Annotated in this window: 24 protein-coding genes; 3 read left to right on the top strand and 21 right to left on the bottom strand. The window is 44.2% G+C overall.

Translation table 11 applies throughout. The features are described 5' to 3' along the window. Window positions 1-54: 54 nt before the first annotated feature. From H9L23_RS00855 to H9L23_RS00775, 17 genes are all read right to left on the bottom strand, one after another. Window positions 55-3213, bottom strand: coding sequence for an error-prone DNA polymerase (locus tag H9L23_RS00855; protein ID WP_246474802.1), 3159 nt, complete (start codon window positions 3211-3213; stop codon window positions 55-57). 83 nt (window positions 3214-3296) lie between these two features. Then, on the bottom strand, window positions 3297-4805 hold the full coding sequence (locus H9L23_RS00850; RefSeq protein ID WP_187593167.1) for a Y-family DNA polymerase: 1509 nt from the start codon (window positions 4803-4805) through the stop codon (window positions 3297-3299). A 5-nt stretch (window positions 4806-4810) separates the two neighbouring features. Continuing rightward, window positions 4811-5548 carry an ImuA family protein gene (locus tag H9L23_RS00845; protein ID WP_145859761.1) on the bottom strand — a complete coding sequence of 246 codons (738 nt, stop codon included), beginning with the start codon at window positions 5546-5548 and terminating at the stop codon, window positions 4811-4813. A gap of 224 nt (window positions 5549-5772) precedes the next feature. Beyond that, complete coding sequence (locus H9L23_RS00840) at window positions 5773-6753, bottom strand: DUF6602 domain-containing protein (protein WP_187593166.1); 981 nt, start codon at window positions 6751-6753, stop codon at window positions 5773-5775. 68 nt (window positions 6754-6821) lie between these two features. Then, complete coding sequence (locus tag H9L23_RS00835) at window positions 6822-7643, bottom strand: SOS response-associated peptidase (RefSeq protein ID WP_187593165.1); 822 nt, start codon at window positions 7641-7643, stop codon at window positions 6822-6824. Between the two features lie 2 nt (window positions 7644-7645). Then, entirely contained in the window at window positions 7646-7897 is a 252-nt protein-coding gene (locus tag H9L23_RS00830; RefSeq protein ID WP_187593164.1) for a hypothetical protein, read from the bottom strand. A gap of 227 nt (window positions 7898-8124) precedes the next feature. Beyond that, entirely contained in the window at window positions 8125-9708 is a 1584-nt protein-coding gene (locus H9L23_RS00825; RefSeq protein WP_187593163.1) for a hypothetical protein, read from the bottom strand. A gap of 101 nt (window positions 9709-9809) precedes the next feature. Then, a complete protein-coding gene (locus tag H9L23_RS00820; RefSeq protein WP_145859754.1) occupies window positions 9810-10628 on the bottom strand; it encodes a hypothetical protein in 819 nt (272 codons plus the stop codon). Window positions 10629-11023: 395 nt separating this feature from the next. Next, window positions 11024-11710 (bottom strand): AbiV family abortive infection protein, encoded by a 687-nt coding sequence (locus H9L23_RS00815; RefSeq protein ID WP_187593162.1) that lies wholly within the window; start codon window positions 11708-11710, stop codon window positions 11024-11026. A gap of 144 nt (window positions 11711-11854) precedes the next feature. Beyond that, the gene (locus tag H9L23_RS00810; protein ID WP_187593161.1) at window positions 11855-12592 is read right to left on the bottom strand and encodes a metallophosphoesterase family protein; all 738 of its coding nucleotides are present in this window, start codon (window positions 12590-12592) and stop codon (window positions 11855-11857) included. 66 nt (window positions 12593-12658) lie between these two features. After that, window positions 12659-12859 carry a helix-turn-helix domain-containing protein gene (locus tag H9L23_RS00805; RefSeq protein WP_186462337.1) on the bottom strand — a complete coding sequence of 67 codons (201 nt, stop codon included), beginning with the start codon at window positions 12857-12859 and terminating at the stop codon, window positions 12659-12661. 90 nt (window positions 12860-12949) lie between these two features. Beyond that, complete coding sequence (locus tag H9L23_RS00800) at window positions 12950-13720, bottom strand: metallophosphoesterase family protein (protein WP_145859743.1); 771 nt, start codon at window positions 13718-13720, stop codon at window positions 12950-12952. Window positions 13721-13747: 27 nt separating this feature from the next. After that, window positions 13748-14827 carry an ACR3 family arsenite efflux transporter gene (gene arsB / locus H9L23_RS00795; protein ID WP_145859741.1) on the bottom strand — a complete coding sequence of 360 codons (1080 nt, stop codon included), beginning with the start codon at window positions 14825-14827 and terminating at the stop codon, window positions 13748-13750. 3 nt (window positions 14828-14830) lie between these two features. Next, on the bottom strand, window positions 14831-15250 hold the full coding sequence (locus H9L23_RS00790; RefSeq protein WP_145859739.1) for an arsenate reductase ArsC: 420 nt from the start codon (window positions 15248-15250) through the stop codon (window positions 14831-14833). A gap of 4 nt (window positions 15251-15254) precedes the next feature. Next, a complete protein-coding gene (locus H9L23_RS00785; protein ID WP_187593160.1) occupies window positions 15255-15746 on the bottom strand; it encodes a GNAT family N-acetyltransferase in 492 nt (163 codons plus the stop codon). A gap of 7 nt (window positions 15747-15753) precedes the next feature. Beyond that, on the bottom strand, window positions 15754-16323 hold the full coding sequence (locus H9L23_RS00780; protein ID WP_145859735.1) for a DUF6428 family protein: 570 nt from the start codon (window positions 16321-16323) through the stop codon (window positions 15754-15756). A 38-nt stretch (window positions 16324-16361) separates the two neighbouring features. Continuing rightward, the gene (locus tag H9L23_RS00775; protein WP_145859733.1) at window positions 16362-16691 is read right to left on the bottom strand and encodes an ArsR/SmtB family transcription factor; all 330 of its coding nucleotides are present in this window, start codon (window positions 16689-16691) and stop codon (window positions 16362-16364) included. A gap of 126 nt (window positions 16692-16817) precedes the next feature. Between H9L23_RS00775 and H9L23_RS00770 the strand changes: the two genes are divergently transcribed. From H9L23_RS00770 to H9L23_RS26955, 3 genes are read left to right on the top strand one after another with little or no spacing between them, the layout of a single operon-like run. Then, a complete protein-coding gene (locus tag H9L23_RS00770) occupies window positions 16818-17183 on the top strand; it encodes an ArsR/SmtB family transcription factor (RefSeq protein WP_145859731.1) in 366 nt (121 codons plus the stop codon). Further along, the gene (gene merTP, locus H9L23_RS00765) at window positions 17180-17785 is read left to right on the top strand and encodes a mercuric transport protein MerTP (protein ID WP_145859728.1); all 606 of its coding nucleotides are present in this window, start codon (window positions 17180-17182) and stop codon (window positions 17783-17785) included. The genes H9L23_RS00770 and merTP overlap by 4 nt, the downstream gene beginning before the upstream one ends. Window positions 17786-17787: 2 nt before the next feature. Continuing rightward, the gene (locus tag H9L23_RS26955) at window positions 17788-17997 is read left to right on the top strand and encodes a GDCCVxC domain-containing (seleno)protein (RefSeq protein WP_317175279.1); all 210 of its coding nucleotides are present in this window, start codon (window positions 17788-17790) and stop codon (window positions 17995-17997) included. On the opposite strand, the gene H9L23_RS00760 is transcribed toward H9L23_RS26955, so the two are convergent. The 4 genes from H9L23_RS00760 to H9L23_RS00745 form a co-directional block, all read right to left on the bottom strand. Continuing rightward, window positions 17994-18410 (bottom strand): VOC family protein, encoded by a 417-nt coding sequence (locus H9L23_RS00760; RefSeq protein ID WP_145859725.1) that lies wholly within the window; start codon window positions 18408-18410, stop codon window positions 17994-17996. The genes H9L23_RS26955 and H9L23_RS00760 overlap by 4 nt on opposite strands. A gap of 366 nt (window positions 18411-18776) precedes the next feature. After that, a complete protein-coding gene (locus H9L23_RS00755; RefSeq protein ID WP_145859722.1) occupies window positions 18777-21311 on the bottom strand; it encodes a heavy metal translocating P-type ATPase in 2535 nt (844 codons plus the stop codon). An 11-nt stretch (window positions 21312-21322) separates the two neighbouring features. Further along, complete coding sequence (locus H9L23_RS00750; RefSeq protein WP_187593159.1) at window positions 21323-24106, bottom strand: multicopper oxidase domain-containing protein; 2784 nt, start codon at window positions 24104-24106, stop codon at window positions 21323-21325. A gap of 12 nt (window positions 24107-24118) precedes the next feature. Continuing rightward, the gene (locus tag H9L23_RS00745) at window positions 24119-24544 is read right to left on the bottom strand and encodes a heme-binding domain-containing protein (protein ID WP_246474801.1); all 426 of its coding nucleotides are present in this window, start codon (window positions 24542-24544) and stop codon (window positions 24119-24121) included. Window positions 24545-24564 lie beyond the last annotated feature (20 nt).

Genomic DNA, 24564 nt, shown 5'->3' with positions numbered 1-24564 from the left:
TTGCGCCTATAAACTATTACGTTAATCACTAAATATTTAACAAGTCCATTTGTTTTATTTAAAATTCCTTCCACCATAAAAGGCATCTTTTGGGCTTTCTTCACGAACCTGAGCTCTTTTGTTTTGCGAAGTATATGGTGCACTTTTTTCATCACCCGTAGCCAAAGTCAGCACAGGCAGGTCATCAACTTCCTGCTGCACCAGCTTCCCTAACATTTTCGTAAAATCAAAACACTTGCCTACGATCACGTGCACCACTTTTCCCTCGCGCTGCAAACGGCCTTCCACCATTAGCAGCCTAGCGTGCAAAATTTCCTTCCGATAGGTTTCAAACAGTTTTTTAAACACCACCAGATTAGAATATCCCGTTTCATCTTCGATGGTAATAAAACAAACCCCGCCCGCAGTTCCGGGACGCTGGCGTACCAGTACCAATCCCGCGACCTTTACCAGCTGCCCATCGGTAGAATCATTGTTGATATGGTGGCAACTGCGGATATTGAGCATATCCAGTTGCGGCCGCACAAAACTCACCGGATGAGCTTTGAGCGAAAGTCCAACCGTTCCATAATCCTGCACCACGTGTTCTCCCTTTCCCATAAGCGGAAGCTCGACCTGCGTTTCCAGCACGCTTTCAGATGCCTGTCCCTTGAAAAGTTCCACCGGCATGTCCTGCAAAGCCGAAACTTCCCATAGGGCCTTTCTCCGATCCATTCCCATGGATCGGAAAGCATCCGCATCGGCCAGTCTCTCAAGCGCCGTTAGTGAAACGCCAGCATCGCGAAGCGCGGTAATGCATTTATATCTTTCGCCACGACCATTCACCAGGGTCTCAATATCATCAGACCGGATGCCACTGATCTGCCGGAATCCCAACCTCAGCGCGAAATATTTGCCCGATTTTTCTTCGAGCTTATTATCCCACAGCGAATGGTTAACATCCACCTCGCGCACCGCTACGGTATGTTTCTGCGCATCGATAACAATTTGCGCGGGCTGGTAAAAGCCCATCGGCATGCTGTTAAGCAATGCCGCAGCAAAAACATCCGGATAATAATGCTTTAGCCAGCAGGATACATATACCAGCAGCGCAAAACTTGCCGCATGGGACTCAGGGAAACCATAGCTTCCAAATCCCTCCAGCTGCTTAAATATCCGCTTTGCAAACTCTAGCGTGTATCCCTTTGCCAGCATCCCATCAATCAGTTTTTGCTCATACTGGTTTACCAGTCCCTTGAATTTGAATGTTGCCATACTCCGCCGCAGTCCATCTGCTTCGGCCGGAGTAAATCCAGCTGCAACGATTGCAATTTTCATCGCCTGTTCCTGGAACAGCGGAACACCGAGCGTTCGTCCCAAAATTTCTTCCAGCTCCGGCGAAGGATAGACTACTGGCTCTTCGCCATTTCGCCTGCGCAAGTAAGGATGCACCATATCTCCCTGTATTGGCCCGGGCCTGACAATTGCGACCTCGATCACCAGATCATAAAACTCTCGGGGCTTCAACCGCGGAAGCATCGACATCTGCGCCCGGCTCTCAATTTGAAATACCCCTAATGTATCAGCCAGACAGATCATATCATAGACTTCGGGGTCGTCTTGCGGGATATTCGCCAGGGTAAACTGCTTTCCATAGTGGTCACGGCAAAGGTCAAACGCCTTTCGTATACAGGTAAGCATGCCAAGCGCCAATACATCCACTTTTAAAAAGCCCAGCGCATCGATATCATCTTTATTCCACTCGATATTTGTTCGGTCCTCCATCCGCGCATTTAGGATAGGGCACAGGTCGGTAAGCTTGCCTTGCGTTACCACAAATCCCCCGGTGTGCTGGCCGAGCTGCCGAGGAAAGCCCATCATCTGGGAAGTAAGCTCCAGCGTTTTTTTAAGGTGCGGATCATCCGGGTTTAAGCCCTGTTCTGTAACCCGTTTTCCCTCGAACCATTCATCGGTAAACTCCCAAATAGAACTCGACAACCTATTGATTGTATCCACTGAAAGTCCCATCGCTTTTCCCACATCCCTAATTGCGCCCTTCTGGTGCTGCTGGGTGACTGTCGCTACGATGGCCGCCCGGTCACGCCCGTACTTATTGTAGATATACTGGATGATTTCTTCCCTACGCTCATGCTCAAAATCCACATCGATATCGGGTGGCTCGTTTCTGGCGGGCGAAATAAAGCGCTCAAAAAGCAGATCGAATTTCATGGGATTAACCGAAGTAATTCCCAGAACAAAACATATCGCAGAATTGGCCGCAGAACCCCTTCCCTGGCAAAGAATCCCTCTCGATCTGGCTTCGCGTACAATATCTTCAACAAAAAGAAAATAATTGGCATAATCCATCTGCCTCACAAATTCCATTTCATGGTGGATCATTTTAACCACCTTTTCAGGGATTTCTTCACCGTAAAACTCATGCGCTCCTTTCCATGTCAGGAACTCTAGTTCTTCCATTGGACTTCTGCCGCTTTGATTGATCTCTTCGGGATAAACATATTTTAGCTCATCCAATGAAAAATTACAGGCCTCGGCAATGATCATCGTATTTTTGATAGCACTTGGGTATTTTCTAAACAATCGCTCCATCTCGACGATCTCTTTCATATATCGCTCTGCATTCTGATGCAAGCGAAACCCGGCATCTTGGATGGTGCATTTCTCCCGTACGCATGTTAGCACATCCTGCAATTCCCTGCGCGAGGGATCATGGTAATGGATATCGCCCGTTGCTACAACAGGAATTCCGTAAAAATCTGAAAGCTGCGAGGTCCGGAAGATAAGCTTATCATCGTTTCCCATATAAGATCTGGTAGCTGCTAAATATAACTGGCCATTCAGTGCCTGACTGTATTCTGCAAGCGCACTAATAAAACCAGCCTCATATTCAAACCTCCGGTTGAGCTCGCCGGGCATCACTACACAGAAGATGATCCCCTTGCTATGGGCATAAACATCCGCCCTTGAAATATGGCAGGAACCTTTATCGGCGCGCATATTGCCAAGGGTGAGCAGCGCCGACAATCTGCCGTAAGCCTCCTTGTCCGTTGGATATGCCAACAGACTGGGCCCATCAAGCAGATCCAGCCTGCAGGCCGGAATAAGCTTCACGTTTTTTTCCCGGCACGCCGCATGGGCGCGAACAATTCCGGCTAGGGTATTACGGTCTGTGATCGCTATTTTTTGATAGCCAAAAGCCTCCGCTTGTTCCACGAGCTCATGGGCATGTGAGGCCCCCGCAAGAAACTAAAATTCGATGTCACCTGTAATTCGCTATACGCCATAACTTATCTTCCTTACGCAAAAAATCCATGGATAAACCATTTGTATTTATTTTCTCCTCCGTAGTGTCCAGACCGGAACAGCCAGTATCGGCCGCCCTGCTCATCCTCTACCTGGTAATAATCCCTATGCTCGCCATGATCCAGCCACCATTCCCGCTCGATGCGCTCCGGGCCATCAGCTTTTGCAACGATATGTCGAACTCCCTTATAGATAAAAAACTTAGGGGGATGATCTGGGATAATTGCCATTACCTCAATTGCAACCGGAGTTTTTAGCAGCTCTGTAGGCCTTGGCTTATCCACCCGCCATGGCGCATTTGGTTTTTCGGTTACTGAAACCGCTTTGAGTATTGCCCGTTCTGGCCAGTATCTTTTGGCAGGCAAATAGCGATGTATCACCTGAAAACCTACCTTTCCAGCTACGCGGTCAAGCAATTTGATTACGCTCTGATCATCCAGGCCCGGCTTTGATGTCCACATTTCTTCTTGTGGAACCTCGACATCATCCACTTTTGGCGCATCCAGCACAAAGAGCTCAATGCCAAGGGCTGGCCTGATCTGATCGATCTTCAGCTGAAATAGCTTCAAAAGGTGGCTGATATTATGCGATGCCCCGCTTGTACCGATATCAACCTGTACCATTTTGCCATCGATCCGGTAACAGGTAAGCACACCGAATCGCAGTCCCTTTCCCTCAGCCTGCATACGCTTGCACAGGTTTTCCAGTAATTTATTGATGGCAATCTCTATCCCGTTTCTTGTTTTAATTGGCTCCAGGCAAGCGAGCCTTTCACTGAACGGCACAGGCACCTGAAGGGCAGCAAGCACTTCGATTTCTGTGCCTATTGCCTGGCCCAACCGCAGCAGAAAATCCTCACCGAACCTCCTGCGCAAAACCGATCTGGGCATCCCGATAAAACTCTTGATCTGATAGAATCCAAGTTTTCGAAGTTTGGCCAGCACCGATTCCTCAAGTCGCAGTGCATCAGGCACAAGATTAAGCAGCGCATCCACATGCCCGCCGACGGGAATCAATGGTGTTACTTTTCCGTAATGGGATATTGCCCATGCGGCTCCGGGCGTATCGGCTATCGCTACGCGGACGGTATAACCCTTGCTTTTTAACCTGGAAACGATTTCTTTTAGATATCCGCTTTCCCCGCCCCAAAGATGGCTGCATCCGGTTGCCTCAAGCAAAAGCCCATCCATAGCAAATTCATCGATGGCTACTATCGGGGAATAGCGCACGCACCACTCACCAAGCCCTTTGAGCAGTTTTCTGGACCTTCCAGGTTTATCATCCAACACCTCAAGTCCGGGACAAATGGCCTTTGCATCTGCCGCACGCATTCCAACCTCGACACCGAATCCGAGCGCGAGCTCACTCACCGCTGTTATAATCATTCGGCCGTGGTCGGGCGCAGCAAAAACAAAAGGTACACCGGAAAGCTCGGGCCTGCGGATAAGCTGCCAATCAGCCAGCAGCTGGCGGAACCATATGGAAACAAAACGCCTTTGCATGATCTCTATCCAATCTGCCTGCCCTCCATTTCAGACCAAACACTTTCTTTTTTAACTTTCTTAACTTCTTCGAATTTTTCTCCCGCCCATTCCAACACGAAGTTTCCAGGATTCCCATTGCGCACCTTTAGCAGCTCAACCTGCCAGCGTGGAAAACCCAGGCCTGGCATTCCGTTTTCTGTTTGCGAAGGTAGGGGACTGATCCTCCATCTAGCGGTGGCCACTGTACTTGCGGTTTTATTTTCATCTTTTCGAAGGATAAATCCTGTTACGCCACTTGACTCTACAGCCAGCTGCAATCTTCGAGATTCGATAAGTGATAGATTATTTACCTCAGCGACTACGGCCGCGAGCCCCTCGCACTTGAGGGCCTCTTCTGTAATCCATAGCACATCCTTTTCGGTCTGTACATCCATAAAAATAATGCGCTCGGGCTCGACATTGAACAGGCCGAGCGAGGCAGGGAAAAGACGACGCGAAGTACTTGCCCATACGCATGCCGCACCGTTTTCCATAAGCACGGCCAGCAGACCTGCGATGAAGCCATCGCTTGCCGCTGATTGTTCCGGGACTACAGTAATAAACTCATGGATCGCTTTTTTGGGGAATACTCCACCAGGGAAAGCATCTTCAATCTCTCCTAGGCCGATTCGCTCAGCCTTGCCCGAGGCAACGGGCTTAAAGCCCTGCCACAACAGAATATCCTGCTGCAATTTTTGAAACAATTCCCTTTTAGCATCCATGGTATTCGAGTTAATTTTATACTATTATTTTTAGTATTATAAAATTATACAACAAACATAAAGCTAAAATTGTTAGTAAAATACAAAATGTTGAAAAGATTGTGCTTTTGGTGGAGAACTCCAATTAGGACATAGCCTAATGTTGCGCACACAGATTGCTATTTTATCTTGCAAAAAGAAAAATAAGTATCCCCTTGTGTTGCTAAATAAGAAAACTCGTAAAATTAGATATCCGATGGCTCCAATCCAACGAAACCCTGTGCTTTAAGAATTGCCGCCGTTTCTTCCTGGTATCGCTTGTAGCCTTCCGGATCAGCGTACCTGGTTTCTACGATACTGCCATTTTCCAAAGAGGTGGAACCCGTGCAATATAGACTGGACAGAACATTGGGCTGATAGGTGTTTTTCAAAAGCGCTAAGATGTCAAAGGCAAACTCGGAAAAATGCTGTTCCCAGAATGTCAGCAGCAGGCTGAAATATTGATCATCCTTATACTTTAGGCATTTCGATGTTGTCCAAAAGGATAACGATGAGTTGTTGTTTGGCTTAGAATCGACATTTTCATTCCTGAAGCTTATTTTTCCGCTGTTGTATCTATCAAGCGTTTCGGCCCGGAGTATAATTCCCCCATAGAATCTTCGAATCATTGTGGCATTAACTAGTTCATCTATAGCTGCAAAATCTTTATCATGCTCTTTACGGAGTTCGAAAAATACAGTTGCACAAAAGAAATTGGCAGGAAGATACATCTTGGCGCGACTGGTCGGCGAGTCTACCCGCGCCAATAATGGCTTAAGCTTGGAAAGCTGGTCGACCGCTTCCTTCGCTGACTGCCTGTTAAATGCGGATTTCACCTCAAATACCGCATGGACATACTCAACAGGTATTGCCAGCGACTTTCCCTGACCGGAAGAATCTGGATTCTCCTCGACCCAAAGCACAGGAGATTCCAACTGGTCATATATGATCACATCATAATGCACCATGTGCTCCTTGCTGGAAATCCCGGGTGAAATGATATATCCAGATGTTACCGCATATCTTTTTGGCAAAAATTCGCTTAGCCATTTTCGAAATTCGGCCTCTGCTACAAGACCATGTCTGACTTTTACCAGCTTATTGTTTTCCAGATCCTTCGCTAGATCATAGGCAGCAAGCATTCGGGTTTTTGCGGCGAGGAACTGTTTCCATCCCTGGCTTGCCATCTGTGGTTGGAGCGGCTTTTGGCTTGACATTTCGTTTCTATCTTTTGCGCTAAATTAAAAAAGAACCGCTAGTTTCTCCAATGATCAAAATCCAGTTGTTCCTGATCTACAAAGGTAAGGTCAAGAGCTGGATGATCGGGATAATCAGCCGGTGTAGCCTCGCCTGCAAAACGGTAATCCTTATCGATGGTACATGCCTCCATTAATTTTGATGGGATTTGGGTAAGTGCAATTTCGGTCAGGCGTTCTTCGCTTGGTTCCTCCATTAGCCACTCCCAGGCCAAATCATCCGTAAGGATAGTTGGCATTCTTTTTTTAGAATTATGGATCTGCTGCATGATTCCATTTGCCGCGGTAGTTCCAAAGGCAACCGTGCGCACCCATCGCCCGGCTTCCTTATCAAACCAATCATTATATACTCCGGGAAACCAGAAATATTCTTTATCCACAATACCAATCATATAAGGAACTTTATCTGTTGCCTTCAGCAACTGACCCTTCTTACCATAGGTAGGTACATGCATGGATTCGATGATACCAGTTGAGAGCACCAGACATCGACGCTGGCGCGCTGCCTCTGCCCACATGGATTTTTTACCAACCTCATTAGTAAAAAGATTCTCCGCCTTAAAGTTGAGCGTGGTATACATGCCCCTAAACTTTTTGGCCTCTTCGCGGTCTTTTGCATAACCTGGGATAAATCCCCATTCGGCCTGCTGGATCTCAAAATCCCTGCGGTCATCAGTCGCAACAACAATTGCACATGGCGCATAGTTGAACCCATTATGTACGCCCTTGTCCAAAAAATCATAGTTTCTGACCGCTTTTTCCAATTGCTTGAGTTGGATAAACTCGGCTCTGGTCACTTTCTGTCCGTTGTAATAACACATGATTATTTCCTATTAGCGCGGATATGCTCCGCAATTAATTTCCCTATCTCCTGCGCCTCGGCCTGTCTCCCCTGCGGGATTGAAGTCCAGAACTTCTGGTCCCGGATACCAATTCCGATCGCAATCACCAGTGACTTTTTCCAGCCGCCAAAGTCAACATGGAATACCCTGTTTGAACCAATCTCATGTTCAGCAACCGTAATCTGCCGGCCATCAAGCCCTAGTTCAAATGGTGGTTCAAGTTCCCTCACCATTAAAATTAAAGAAAAAATCTAAGAAATAAATAATAGTTAAGCACCTAACTTTCAGACACAAATAAAAAACGGGAGACAATCGTAATGATCATTCCCCGTTCTAAATTAACGCTCTCATATATAAAGACGTAGCTTGAGCATATTTATTATAAATGCTATGAATATTTTCCATAAATCCTTCCTCCTTTCTGGATGCTTGAATCCTAGGATTTTTCCGGACTTAGGTCTTACACCGTTTTTTTGTTCAGTCCTAACCTTTCCATACATTGGAGAAAAGCCTCATTCAGTATTTGATTTTTTGATGTTACATGACAATTTTGCAAATAAGTAGCGATTGACCATCGGACGGCACCAGGGTCCGCAACTTTCTTGTCCATGAGCTCATTTAGGTTGAATCCTTGCTCCAATGCACTGCCCATCATTTCAACATCAGCGATACTTGCGAGCTGAAGATCATAAGAGATTTCCTTGTGAGCTGCGGTTAGATCTGGAAGAATAGCGGAGTTTAAAACATATACCTGATCATATCCGACTATGATATTTAGGATTCTCGTTACTTTTCCAAACCTAATATCTTTAACTTTTTTTTCTAAAATAGCCTTCCTAAATGAATCCAATTGCCGTACAGCCTTTTTTAGGTTTCCAGCCTGAACCTCCCCTTTGATAATTTCAGGTTCAAAATAACTCCTTGCCGGAAGTTTTAATAAAGTTGTTTTAACTTCCACAAGCAAACATACTTCAGCATTAATAAGTGCAAAATCAGGAAGAAGTCCAGTCCAAGGCTCGGAAAAATCAACGTCTAGATCAATAAATGTGTGTGCTTTGCCTGGCGTCTTGAGGTGCCGTCCTATATATTCCCTGAAAGCGATTCCAAACGCATTACGAAAGGGATTTTCGCCCGTTTTTCCAGCAGCGTTTGCGATTTGTTGTTCTTTATTCGCCAATAAATAAAATATCCCAGCACTTGCCTTTTCCAAAAAATATTTAGGCTGAGGGACGACTACGGTACCAGCCCTGAGAACGCTGGATCTATCTACCCGTATTGCGGGGATGGCGGTGAAGGGGTCATGTCCATAAATGTCTTTTAATTTATCCATCTGATTGCCTCGACCTGGACCACGAACCATTTCCCTGTATTGTTTTGCAGTTCCTGTTGCTAATTCTGTGAAAATAGATATTGCTTCCGGGGTGACGATATCTTTTAATTTGGAGATCTCTATGGTCATTTCGTAGTCTAATATCCCATTTACCAATACCCACAACGCAATACCTGTAGCCATAAACTGAAAACAATCCAGTTTGTAAAACTCCATTAGCTTTCTGTTAAAGTCATATGCAGACGTTGCAATAGAAGGATTTGATATGAACATGGCATAACCTCTTCCAATAACGGTATGCTGCCTTACTTGCAGGGGGAACTGGATTTGACCAATGCGAGAGAAATATTGAGATATGGCCTCCGGACCTTGGTCGATTGGAATGTCAACGTCTGTATCATAAAGCTCTATTACCATTTCGTAAGCCTTATGAAATGCTGGGGTATCAAGCAACATCCGTTGTCCTTTATGATCATTTGCCCCGCTCAAGATCATAAATCTTGCCATCCGGGTCAGATTCAATCCAACAAACTTTCTTTCCTGCTCTGTCAACCGACCTATCCATCTATACAGATGCTCTGGAACATTCGAGCTGTGGAGCTTTTGCTCACCATATTTTAAGACAGCATTAATTGCCCCGAATAAATATAGCGTATCAGATAAATGGAATTTTTTAAAGTAGTCATACAACTCTTCCAGAGATCCTTTCTTCATATCGTTTGTTATTGGTTTTGCAAATCAGTATTATATATAATCCGCATGGAGGCAAATTTTACTGCAGGCTAGTTCTTAGCCAGTACCATACTGCTTTAGCTTCAGGGTATCAGTTTGACCGAAGTATATCCATATGTTAATGCCAAATATGGTGGCTTTTTGAATTCTTCAATTTCATTCTCAACCAGAAAGGCTCTTCTGTAATTTGTCTTCTTAATTGAATTACCTTTTTCGTCTAGCTGGACCTCTACGACTCCACTGATTTTAAAATTTTCACCATAAAAGTTTCCGCGCTGCATGTTTCCACCTACCGCAGCATCGGCCTTGGATTCAATTACCTTTTTTAATATCTGCAATGGATCTAGAGTTTCGTTTTCCTTAAAGACCTGTTCAGCATACGCTTTACCCGAGCCGAAAAACATCATTCCATGTTCTGGCAGTATCTCTTCAAATTGGTAATCGACTTGATCTTCCTTTATATCCGGATAAAAACGCACTATACGCACCCGCTTCTCGACGATGCAGTAGCCTCCAAGTAGAATTTCCGAAAGGCCTGTTTTTCCCAGAACAGCGGTTAGCTCCTGAGAAACCTCCCTATAGTATTTAAGAACAAGGGAGCTGATCCCTATGATAGATACATCAGACATGTTTGTTAGATAGGTTACATTCGGGAGAATTTCGGCAATGGAGTCTTTAACTGTATTCGCATTAATGGAACTTCCCACGACCGCAAGCCCATAGCTTAGCTCATGTTCATACTTATTGAAATCCTCCCTGGATTTTGCAGGCCCTTTTAATTTAAAAGGAACAGTAAATATCTTGATCCCCTTATCAAAGAAACCAGCCTCACCAAACGAAATCCTGGAATCTGAAGAGAACGATACACCTTTGTCGTTCCTCTGTGCAATTACTAGAGTCATAAAAAGTCAAATTTGAGGTAAGCGTGAATCCCAATCTAGGAAATATTAACCAGAATTAGTTGTTTAGGCAACAAAAAACTGTTCGTAAAACAGAGCTGTCCAATAGGATTATTACAAGCCCGGTTTTATTTTTGCAGCTTTTTTACTCTAATGAGTAGCCAGTTAGTACCCCAGCAAAAGTTTTGATGTCGTAAATTCCCTCCACTCCACCCATAAATTGCTTTTGAAAGTCATTCCAGCACATAAACCTATAGATGTCTTTATAAGAATTATTCAGCTTATCTTAGAAAAAGCTACCAACCTGTTCTTTATCGTTGATTTATTGAGTGACTTGAAAAACTCCAAAATGGCAAAATAATTTTCTGCAAAATACGGAAAGCAAACGTTCCATGGCCTCATGATTTTTTTCTTTCTTTTTGCAATTTGTATGCCTGTTCCCGAAGCTTATCCAACTCGTTAATGTTAAATGGAGTCCAAGACTTTAATTCTTTATCGGACATTACCTCAATGGATCTCATAAGTTTAGCAATGTCTTTTTGGAAAAGATTGACATAAGCTTTGGCTACCTGATAGTCGCCAGCCGTAATAGTAGAGGGATCGACAATTGAATTAATAAAATCAACATAGAAAGCCCTCTGTTTCAAACTATCGGCATTGCTCCACCAAAAGTAATTAGCTGTAGCCATGGCAGTATTCATTAATGCTGCCCTTAAAAAGGAGAATATTCCAGTTGGCCTTAAGTTTGTAGACGAAGAAAAGCGAAACAAAAGATACATCGAAAAAAAATCCTTAACCAGATCATGCCTTACCTTGTGATGAAGGAAAATCTTCTTAAACCATGATTGCTGTCTCAGGGGTACTTTTCTAGACATTAACAAACAGGCAAAAGCTTTTATGAGTTCTTCCGTACCCAAAATCAAATGAGCGATTGCATTCTGAGGTTCGTCAGATTTCCCAAGTATTTCAGCGCAGCGGAAATGCCTATTTGCATTTTCCTCTATGACAGGATATATTGATTTAAATTCTTGTAGGGTCAGGTCGTTCCACCCACGGGGTTTTGAAGGCGTTTCCAAGGTATGCATATATTTGAGCGTAGGTTCTAAAATAAGCTAAGTATAAGCTTTGTACAATTTTTTTTTTGCACATATCCTCGTAAACTCTGAAATAAAATTCAGCATTATCAACTATAAAATAAAAAAGCCATCATTTCTACCGGCGGTTAATTTTTAATTTGCTAAGCGCAATGCATCCGCAAATTCTTTGGGCAGAAGACTGTTTTCAATAGCTTTGGCGGATGCTTCCACATCGTACTCAACACGCCTGAATTCTATCTCAATGCTATTTTTATTAGTTGTAGAGCTTTCTGCATTTAGGTGGAGTATGACGTAACATCCATCTGGATTGCCATCTTTGGGTTTTCCGACTGCCCCCAGGTTGATCACATGTTTAAACCTTCCATCTCGTGTCTCTAAGATTCGGTGATACGGTTTGTGCGAGTGTCCGACAAAAAGCATATCTGCATTCGCTTCTTTAAGCATTTCCAAAACATAACCTGCATCGGTATCTATCAGTATGTATTCATCTATGCTTCTGGTGCTGCCATGGGCAAAAACAAGATTTAGTTTTTCATTATTCAGCTTATTTTCTAACCTGATATGTCCCGGAAGTGTTTTCAGATATTCCCTGTTATCCTCACGGATTAGGTGATAAGCATATTTTTTGCCCGGTTCACTTAAACTTTCAGGAGTGGTAATGATATTTTCAACTTTTTCGTCATGATTGCCTTTCAGGGTTGCAATCCCTCGCCTGCGGATTTCGTCGATGACTTCATTGGGATAGATGTGATAACCTACAAGATCCCCTAGACAATAAACGGCGTCGGGCTTTTGGCTGTCCATATCCATGAGCATAGCTTCAAAAGCAAAGATATTAGCATGTACGTCCGAAAATAATGCGACTTTCATTTCCTTTATTTTTTTATTATTTTAAATCCGGTTTCTTAAAATTTGCTTTTGCCAGATCAAGTGCTTTTAATGGGCAGCCCCCTCTTTAATTAAGCTGGTAAAATGCCAGCTGTAAAACTTAAGCTTAACCTCAGTAAGATCGGCCCCGAATATCTCTGCCAGTTTATCCAGCCTTTTGTAGTTAAAAGGAACCCTATTGATTTCTATCTTCGCAATAAGCGTCCTGTTAAGTCCCAGCATGCTGGCGAGATCATTCTGGGTCATCATTTTTAAGGAACGTTGTTCCTTGATAAATCTCCCAAAGCTGTTTTGCTCCGGAACCGAATTATATTTATCGGAATAACTCATTTCTGATCACTATCCGTTACGTAACATATCAGCATATCCATTGGGAAGCGGGCTGTCCTCAACTGCTTTTGCAGCTTTCTCGATATCGTAGTCAAAGCGGATAAATTCAACCTGGATGCTGTCTTTAACCGTTACCGTACTGTCCGCGTTAATGGTCAGGATCACATAACCGCCCCTCGGGTCTTTGTCCTTTGGCTGACCGACCGATCCGATATTGATCGCATGCCTGAAGTGATCGTTACCATCAGTTCCGGAATTTAAAATGCGGTGGTAAGGCTGATGGGTATGACCAAAACACATGATGTCTGCATCGGCCTGCTCCATGATCCTGATCATGCTTTTCTCCTCACGGTCTTCAAAAAGGTATTCGTTTACCTTTCTTGGACTGCCATGTACGAACAGGATATTCCGTTTGTCGTGGTTTAATTGGTATTCAAGCCTGATGTGGGCAGGCAAGGTTTTCAGGTAAGCACGCTGTTCATCTTTTACAATTTCATTTGTATAAGATATAGACACCTTGCCCATCTCTTTTTCTTCGTTAGTTTTATAGGCACAGCCGCAATCATCACTGGATCGGCCAATGCCCCAATCATAATTTCCCGCAATGGTCGGAATGCCACGCCTGCGGATCTCATCTATCACTTCATTGGGCCAGATGTTGTAACCAACAAGGTCGCCCAGGCAATAAATGACATCGGTATTTCTGGTTTCAACGTCTTTAAAGAATGCTTCCAGTGCCGGAAGATTGGCATGGATGTCAGAGAATAAAGCAATTTTCATAGTTATTTTGAGGTTTATTCAGTTTGATTAATTGGGTGCCTGTACCGGTGCGTAATATTTTTTCCTGAACCAGAAGGCCAGGTTCACCAGGGCAATCAATGCGGGAACTTCTACCAAAGGTCCGATTACCCCTGCAAAGGCCTGTCCGGAGTTGATGCCGAATACACCGATGGCCACAGCAATCGCCAGTTCAAAATTGTTCCCGGTAGCTGTAAAAGCAATGGAAGTACTTCTAGAATAATCTGCCCCGAAATACCTGCCTGCAAAAAAGCTGACGATGAACATGATAGAGAAATAGATCACCAGCGGTATGGCAATACGAACCACGTCCATTGGTATCTGCACGATCAGGTTACCTTTCAGACTGAACATGATGACAATGGTGAACAGCAGTGCAATGAGGGTAATAGGCGAGATAAATGGCACGAACTTATTCTGGAACCAGTCTTCACCTTTGAGTTTAATGAGTGTGTACCTGGAAATAATACCCATTGCAAAAGGTAGTCCCAAGTAGATACCGACACTTTTTGCAATCTCACCGATGGTGATATTTACCTCGAGGCTTTTTAGGCCAAAGAAAGGTGGCAGTACCGTAATAAATATATAGGCAAACACGCTGTATAACAATACCTGGAAAATGCTGTTCAATGCGATCAGGCCAGCGGCATATTCGCGGTTTCCTTCTGCCAGTTCGTTCCATACCACCACCATGGCGATACAACGGGCAAGACCGATCAGGATCAGGCCAACCATATATTCAGGATAGTCCCTTAAAAAAGTAATGGCAAGAAAGAACATCAACAAAGGGCCGATCACCCAGTTCAGTACCAGGGAAACGCTCAACACTTTGGTATCCTTAAATACTTCGCCCATCTTTTCGTATTTTACCTTGGCAAGTGGCGGGTACATCATCAGGATCAGGCCGATGGCCAATGGGATGTTGGTTGTACCGCTGGAAAAGGAATTGATAAAGCCGGAAGATGAGGGGATAAAATATCCGATGCCAACCCCGATCGCCATCGCGATAAAGATCCACAGGGTCAGGTAACGGTCAAGGAATCCCAGTTTTTTTCGTTCTGCAGCGGGGGCACAATTGTTTGCACTCATGGTTTATCGGTTTATATACTGGTTTACAAAATCTGCTGAATAGGCTTTGATCAGCTCGCGTACCCTTCTGAATTCGTCCATCACTTCCTCTGGCGTTCCTGTTGACTTTGCAGGGTCAGGGAAATTCTGGTGGAAGCGGTCTACCTTGCCCGGAAAGAAAGGGCAGGCTTCATTCGCATTATCGCAAACGGTGATCACTGCATCAAAATCAATTCCGGCATATTCATCCACATGGTTCGAGGTATGTCCCGAAATATCGATATGATCTTCAGCCATCACTGCGATAGCTTTCGGATTTACGCCATGTGTTTCAATCCCTGCGCTATAGACCTCTGCATTGTCTCCGGCAAAATGCCTTAAATAACCTTCTGCCAGCTGGCTTCTACAGCTGTTTCCTGTGCATAGTACTAATATTTTTTTCATGTTTTTATTCTTGTCCTGTTATTTTACTTCTTCGTTCCATCAGCACTGTATCCCGCCACACCCCGTCCATCTTGCCGATCTTTTCGCGATAACCGATTTTTCTAAAACCGAGCTTTTCGTGGAGGGCGATACTTGCCGTATTTTCAGGAAAGATGCCTGATTGCAGCGTCCAGATGTTACTGGCCTCACTTTCGGTGACCAGCTTTTGCAATAGCGCCTTACCTACCCCCTTGCCCCGAAAAGCTTCATGTATATAAACGCTCACTTCTGTGACCCCTGCATAGACACATCTGCCTGAAACAGGGGTTAAAGCTGCCCAGCCTGCCACGTTGCCATCAATGATAGCGACATAGCGGAGACCAGCCAGGTGGCCTTTGTCCCATTCTTCCCATGCTGGGGCATCGGTCTGAAAGGTAGCCTGCTTAGTGGCGATACCTTGTAGATAAATAATTCTAACTTCTTCCCAGTGCAAGGGGAGTAATGCTGTAATTTCCATACGCTGATTAGCAGCAGCCCGAACCGGGTTCACAGGTCTGTCCCGCCCCAGCAAGGTTTACCATCTGTAATTTTGGTTTTTCTTCTTTCACCGCTGGTGCACAGCATTCTTCATCAGTTTCTGTTGTTCCACAACTTCCCCCACGTCCGATTGCTTTACACTGCGTAAAATCAGGGATCAGGTTAACGATCAGGTTATCGCCATCGATCAAAAATTCGCCGGGATACATCTGTCTGGTATCAAACTGTGAGTTTCCAAACTCTATCTTAACCGTTCCCAACGGGTTAAGAGGTAAAGATTTTTCTACCAGACTTACAATTGACAAGGCTTTGCTGACCTGCATTGCCCTTTCGCTATCCTGTACCGATGGCTCCCAAAGCTGCACAATGATTTCTGTCCAGGTATTCATTTTCCCACCACAGTCCACAGATACGATCGGTGCCTGTTTGATTTCGGTGATGTGATATGAAGCATCTACCCATTTTCCTTCCGCATACTGGAACTGTAAGGTTAAATCTGGATGATGTTCTAATGTGGCTTTAAAGGTTTGCCAGTTGGTCAATTCTGCATTGTTCATAATATTGCAATTTAACGATTGATATAAATAAAAAAAGGTTAGCAGCAGCTGGTTTCGCCTTTGTACGAGCCAAAGAAGGTTCCCAACTGTTCTTCCAATAATTTCCAGGTTTTGGGGTTGATACAATAGCAGACACTCACGCCTTCAATTGTCCCCTGTATGATCCCTGCCATTTTAAGTTCTTTTAAATGCTGAGAAATGGTCGCCTGAGCCAGGCCCAGTTCCCCTACCAGATCCCCGCAGATACAGGTATTTGATATAAGGATTCTTTGCAGGATGGCGATGCGGGCAGGATGCGCAATTGCTTTCAGCAATGTAGAAAGCTGGTTCTGCTCGTCGGTGAATATTTCTGATCTTGTAAGTCCCATAATTTTATATCGCAATATTACGATAGTTATATTTAATAACCAAATCAAATTGAAAAAACAGATCTTCCAAAATTATTTTCAAAATAATATTTAAGTAATTGCTTAAATACTTATATTTGACTCCCTATGAATACCTGTAAAAGAATTTTCGCTGACCAAGGCCAGATCAATAACTGTAAAGAGTTATTAAACGGAAGCGATGGGCTTTTTTCTGACCTCTCGGGCTTATTGGCCCTCGCCGGAAACGAGGTCAGGCTAAAGATACTGTTCATGCTGAACAGGGAAGGCGAACTTTGTCCCTGCGACCTTAGCGATATATTGGAAATGACTATACCTGCAATATCGCAGCACCTTCGAAAGCTGAAGGATGGAAATATGGTCCACCAAAGAAAATCGGGCCAGACTATATTCTATTCTATCAAAGGCAGCCAGCTTGGACTGTTACAACCATTTTTCGATCAACTTCAAAAACCTATATCTATACAGATATGAACAAAGAAATCCAAAAAAGCTGGATTGCCGGACTATTATCGGCATGTACTGCCTCACTTTGCTGCATCGTGCCCTTTATCGCTGCCGTAGGAGGTTCAGCTGGAAGTGCTTCAATATATTTCAACTGGATAGAACCGTATCGTCCTTATATGATCGTTCTGACATTTATACTATTTGGACTTTCCTGGTATAAAATACTGACAAAAAAACCAATGCCAAGCGACAACTGCGGGTGTGAGAATGAGCGGAAAAACTTCATGGGATCAAAAAAATTCCTTGGGATCGTAACGGTTGTCTGCGGGCTTTTGATCGCCTTTCCGTATTATTCAAATTTGTTTGCCGGCCAAGGGATGAAATCTAGCATAACAACGCAGGAAAAACTTCAAACGGCACGCCTGTCTATAAATGGAATGAGCTGCGCTGGGTGCACAGACCATATAGACAAAGGACTTTCGGGCATTCGCGGAATTGCCAGGTCGACAACATCCTTTGAAAAGGCAATGACTACTGTCATCTATAACCCTGATAGTATTTCGGCAGACAGTATCAGTAAAAAAATCAAGCAGATCGGCTATCGAAATAGCCTTATAGAGAAAAATTAATTATGACAATTGTACTCAGTTCAACAATTACCTGTCCAAAGTGCGGCTTTGCAAAAAAGGAAGAGATGTCTACCGACTCCTGCCAATATTTTTACGAGTGTTCTCACTGCCGCACCATCCTCAAGCCAAACGCTGGAGACTGCTGCGTTTTCTGTAGCTATGGAACGATCAAGTGTCCGCCGATCCAACAGGGAACCTCTTGCTGCGGCTAGCCAATCTCTTCATAAAAAGTGAGAAGGTTTCCATAAAGATCCAAGGTAGATAGGTCCCGGTCTCCCCAGTATTGCTCTTCAATGGTGTTATGTTCCCCATGCAGGACACCTTGGTCCTTGTATTCCTGATAAAGTTCTTCAATTCCTTCAACCTTGATCCTGCAGCTTGCAGTCCCTGCGATGAATGTTTCGGCCCCACTCCGGATAAGTCTTAGAAAAAGTAATAAACTCCTGAATTTCCAGCTCTGATCGCAGGCTTGCCAAAGATGTATTTCAACTCCACCTCTTACCATCACGGCAAAAGTATCTTCCTGATGGCGGGTTTGGAAGCCCATTTTTATCTGATAAAAGTCTACTGCCTTTTTTATGCTAACAACTGGAAGCGCCGGAATACTGCTTTTAAAATTCACCATAACCTTATTTGTATGTTTTTACTTCGAACAAATAAAAATAGGGAAAAAAATAGATGAAAATTCCCAAGAGCATGAGAACAGTGTCCATTGGAACTATTGGCCCATTTCGGAGAACAGACGTACGTACTGTTTTTATGTTAGTGGCTCATTGTTTATTTGTTTATGTACTAGTTTGCAAATGTGCTAAAAAGACCTTGATCAGCTTACCTACCCTTCGAAACTCGTCCATCATGTGGCGATGAAATCAAAAGGGGCAATTTACGTTTTCAACCTCTTGGAAAAACCAAATTGTACGAACATTAAATACTTCAAAAACATCTATCAGGAACAGCAACTACCTTTTTTCTGGTGGGCTTGAAAAAAATATCAGTCAATTTTTGCATTTCTCAATCTCAGAGAATTCAAGATAACAGAAACTGAACTAAAACTCATCGCGAGTGCAGCTATCATTGGTGAAAGTAAAATCCCAAAAACCGGATATAAAATACCTGCAGCTATGGGAATCCCCAATACATTGTATCCCAAAGCAAAAAACAGGTTTCCTTTGATATTGGCCATAACCTTATGGCTTAACAAACGGGCTTTTGCGATCCCGTTTAAATCTCCCTTTACCAATGTGATGGCTGCGCTCTGAATGGCGACATCTGTTCCCGTGCCCATCGCAATCCCGATATCGGCCTGGGAAAGTGCAGGTGCATCATTGATGCCATCGCCTGCCATGGCTACCTTATTGCCTTCGGCCTGCAGCTTTTTTATTTCATTCAGTTTATCCTCTGGGAGCATCTGAGCTTTGAAACCGTCTAAATTCAAAGTTTCGCTTACTGATTTCGCAGTATCCCCGTTGTCGCCGGTAAACATGATTACCTTGATGCCCTCATGTTGGAGTTTTCGGATGGCAGCTGCGCTGGAAGGCTTGATCTTATCAGAGATAACAACAAAGCCAACAGCTTTATTTCCTACGGCTAAATAAGAAACTGTTTTACCCTGCTTTTGAGCGGCACTAACTTCTTTCTCTAATTTAGGATCAATTATGGCTTTAATCTGCTGCATTAATTTCTGGTTCCCCAAAGCCAACCTTTCTCCATTCAAAAGACCCATTACCCCTTTCCCAGTGATGGCCTCAAAGCTTGATATGGGCTTAACATCTATTTTGTTCTCCTGCCCGTAACGCAGGGTTGCCTGAGCCAACGGATGCTCACTACTGCTGTTCAAAGCCACAATTTTTTCAAGTATACCATGCTCCGTAAAATCCGGATTTATACTATGCACCTTTTCTACCGAAGGTTTACCTTCGGTTACCGTACCTGTCTTGTCAATGACCACTACATCAATCGCATTCATTTTCTCAAGGGATTCAGCATTCTTGATCAGTATACCAGACTGAGCGCCCTTACCTACTCCCACCATTACTGACATTGGCGTAGCCAGGCCCAGCGCACATGGACATGCGATAATCAATACAGCTATTGCATTTACAAAAGCATAAACGTAGGCCGGATCGGGGCCGTATACAGCCCATACCACGAACGTTACAATAGAAATCAATACCACAACAGGCACGAAATAACCTGAGATTTTATCAGCCATTTTTTGGATTGGCGCTTTTGAGCGGCTTGCCGAATTCACCATTTCGATGATCTGGGATAAAAGTGTGTCTGATCCAACCTTTTCCGCAAGCATTACAAAGGTCCTATTGCCATTGATTGTACCCGAGCTTACACTGTCCCCTATTTTTTTCTCGACAGGAACGGGTTCTCCCGAGATCATGGATTCATCAATTATAGCTTCCCCGGTCTTGATACTCCCGTCTACCGGGATTTTTTCACCAGGCTTTACCCTCAGCAGGTCTCCCTTTTGGATATCATCAATAGATACCAATGATTCCTTATCTCCAATCACTTTTGTAGCGGTGTTAGGGGCCAGTTTCAACAGTTCCTTAATGGCGCCGTTCGTTTTGCCATGGGCCCGGGCTTCCAAAAGCTGACCGAGCAGTACCAGTGTAAGTATCACGGTTGCCGCCTCGAAATAAACGAAAACGGTACCATGATGTGTTTTAAACTGATCAGGAAAAACTCCAGGGAATAGAATGGCAACAATACTGAAGCACCAGGCTACCCCCGCACCAATCCCGATCAGGGTAAACATGTTCAGTTTCCAGGTAACAATCGATTGCCATGCACGCTGAAAGAACATCCAGGTAGCATAAAAAACTACCGGAATGGAAAGAAAAAACTGAACCCAGTTCCAGTATTTAAGTTCCAATAGATCAAACAAAGGATTGCTGGGAATCATTTCCGTCATGGCAATAACAAAAATGGGTATGGTAAAACCTGCTGCTATCTTGAACTTTTTGAGCAGGGTATCATAAGTTTTATCTTCTTCAAGGTTTGTCCCCGTAGGTACCAGGTCCATTCCGCAAAGCGGACATGATCCTGGTTTGTCCCTGATAATCTCGGGATGCATGGGGCAGGTAAACTGCGATGCCTGTTTCTTCTCAGGCTGTTTTACCAGGTCCATACCGCATACAGGGCAATGACCTGGCCTATCATAAGTCTTCTGACCTTCACAGTGCATCGAACAATAAAACAGGCCTCCCGCTTCATTTTTATCATCATTTTGAGCCGCTGGACTTTGCTCATTGGCTGAGTGATCATGATTATGATGTTCTGACGATTTTAGAACATGTTTTCCCTGAACTGCCATTTCAATACCGTAATTTCCGGCGGCAGAAAGAGCCTCCTGCAGCTTTTCCGTTGGGATATGTTCTTGCATAGTTATGACGGCTTCAGCAGGTTCAAGGGTTACATGTGCAGAAACGCCATCAATCGCATTCAGCACATTTTCAACTTTGCTCCGGCAGCCCTGACAGCTCATTCCGGTTATTTTATAGGTGTGTTCCATGTTTTGATTTGTTAGTAGCTTAATGTCAATCCGGCGCCATAGCCCATATCACTGTCGTAATGTGTTGAAAGCCCAAAGTACTTCGTAACGATGTACCTGAATCCGGCCATGTATTCCTTATCGGTATTGACCATAAACTGGAAACGCAACCTTTTGGAAACAGGGATATCTTCCCTCATCAGCTGAAACCTGACATTCCCCTTGTGATCGAGGGAAGCATCTGCAACGATCAGCAGTGGTAGGGTATATTGAACTCCCAAATGAAATACCTGCCTGAAATTTTTGGTATTTCCCTGCCCAAATAGATTGTTTCCAGGCGATAAAGATTGTCCAAAAATATTCTTGTCCATCGGGTCAACCGTCCTTTTTCTAAAATCCCATCCAACATACGGTAATAGCCATTGGTTTCGTCCGATGTATCTTCCAAAATGACTTTCACTTTCATAACCCATTTCCTTGTCAAACCCAATGCGCCATTCGGTTGTAAAACGGTAACGAGTATTGGCAAGCATAACCTCCCCGTCGCTACCATTGGTTTCGATTCCGATGCGTGCCATTGGATGAAAAGCCCTGTCATCACTGAAGAGTTTGCGCTGGGCCAGCTTAGGATCCGGAATTTCGGGATTTGGTGCTGAATTCTCGTAACTGAAAACTCTTCCCATACCGCTCATCATGTGGTAGAGAATATGGCAGTGGAAAAACCAGTCCCCGCCCGGCTCTGTCGCAGCAAATTCAAGGGTATCCCGCTCCATGGGCATGATGTCAATAATGTTCTTCATCGGGGCATATTCTCCCTGCCGGTTAATTACCCTGAAGTCATGGCCGTGAAGGTGCATGGGATGGCGCATCATACTGTTGTTGTAAAGGATTATCCTCACATTTTCGCCTTTTTTTATCAGTATCTTATCGCTTTCAGAAACGGTTTTGTTATCCAGCGTCCAGACGTAACGGTTCATATTTCCTGTAAGGTCAAACTTGAGTTCCTTCCAGGGGCCTTTTGGCAGGGTTGTTTTCTTTGGATCACGGAGCATGTTGTAATTGAGGGTGATGATATCGGGACTTTCTGCCTCCATATTCATCCCTGCCAGACTTTTATCACCGGACATCTGCATACCCGGCATCCCCTTCATTTTTTTCTCTGTTTTCGGATTTTCTTCACCGGTTACCTCCGGGTACATCACCGTATTCATATCCATAACCTGGTTCTGCATCTTCATGCCTTCCATCTGTACCATATTGCCGCTCATATCCATCATATCGTTCATCATCTTCATTCCGGCAAAATATTTCAGTTTGGGCATTTTCTCTGCATGCACCTTTTCTCCCTTGCCCAGCCATAGCGATGCTGATCCCGTACGGTCTTCAGGAGTGACCAAAAATTCATAGCTCTTATTTTCCGGAATCGTGACCACTACATCATAGGTTTCGGAAACCGCTATAATCAGCCTGTCGACCTCTACAGGCTCCACATCATTTCCATCAGTCGCCACAACGGTAATCTTGCCCCCTGCATATTTAAGCCAGAAATAATCTGAGGCACCCCCATTTGCAATACGCAGCCTTACCTTGTCCCCAGCCTTGAACTGCGGCTGTTCGTTCTGATTTTTCCCATTGATGAGAAAGGCTTCATAATACACATCGCTCACATCCATGGCATTCATGCGCTTCCATTCATTGGCTACCTTTGTTTTAAAATGTCCGGTCCTGATCGCTTCTGCATAACTCTGGGTAGTCCCTTTTTTGATGGCAAACCAGTCGTTGGCATTTTTTAGGCTTCTATGAACCTCCTCGGGCTTCATATCTGTCCATTCGCTAATGACTACTGGAAGGGTTGGAATATCCCACTCCGTCCGTTTGTTCATGATAAAAGCCCCATACATACCTATCTGTTCCTGAAGGCCGCTGTGGCTGTGGTACCAGTGCGTTCCATGCTGGACGATGGGGAACTTATAGATGTAATTAGCGTGCGGTTTGATCGGCATTTGGGTCAGAAAAGGAACACCGTCCATCTTGTTCGGAAGAAAAAGTCCGTGCCAGTGCAGCGCGGTTTCCTCGTCAAGATTATTATGCACGTAGATCAGTGCGGTATCGCCTTGCGTAAAGGTCAGTGTCGGCATAGGAATCTGTCCATTTACCGCAATTGCCCGCTTTGATTTTTTTCCATAAGTTACCGTTGTATCGGCTATGTAAAGATCATAACGCACGGTGCGTGGTGGAAATTTATTCGAAACGGTTCTAATCGGGCCCAAATTAGCCTTTGCAGTTTTGATATTTTCCATGTCAGAACTGCTATCATCCATTGCCATGCCCGCCATATCACCCATATCCTCACTCTTTTTGGAACTTTCCTTTATTTCCCCATTCTTCTCAGGGTTAGCCTTGGGCTTTTCCTTAACAAGCTTCATCCCACATTTGGGACAGTTGCCAGGTTTGGAATCATGGATCTCGGGGTGCATTGGGCAGGTATAGGTTACTGATTCTGGTTTCGGCTTACTTTCCAATTTTTCTGCCGGCATTTTCATGACTTCCATAGCCCCCTTTTTTGCTTCCTGTTTCTTATTGAGCAGATCAGCTGTCTTTGCCTTATCCGCTTTACCTTTCTGCAGGATAAGCTTCATTCCGCACTTTGGACAGTTCCCGGGTTTTTTCGATTGTATTTCCGGGTGCATCACACAGGTATAGATTACCCTGGACTGACCAGCACTGCCGTTCTTGTCCATTTTCATTCCCTTCATATCCTGGGCGGAAACCACAGAATAGAGTATCAATAAAAAGACTGTTAAAATATTTTTCATTTCTTTGTTAATTTAAAGAGCAGTGAGATTCTTTCTGTTCAAACTATCCCTTGAATTCTTTACCCACTTTATGAGTATCGACTTTTCCCTCGGATCTAATATTGCATTTCTGTGGATCAGGATATAAGAAGAAAGCGGCATTGTACCATCTTTTAAGCTATTTTCTATGGCCCGCAGTTTGTTCTGACGCCTTCGCAAGGTATAGCCGGCGAATTCATTAAAGTTCAGCTCCTCTTTTCCCGATCGTATGTGACTGTTAAGGTACCAGTGAAGCGGCTGAACATAGGCATACCATGGATATTCCGTGTTGTTGCTATGACAGTCATAACATGATTTTTTAAGTATACCCTGTACATCATCAGGCACAGGAACAAGTGTGGATATATCCTGAGGCATAACCTGCACGCTTTTATTGCGTGCAGGCTGTAAGATCTGCATAAGCAGGAAGATAACTAATA

It is taken from the genome of Pedobacter roseus (assembly GCF_014395225.1).
Lineage (GTDB): Bacteria > Bacteroidota > Bacteroidia > Sphingobacteriales > Sphingobacteriaceae > Pedobacter > Pedobacter roseus.
This window is presented reverse-complemented; position numbering and strand designations above follow the sequence as displayed.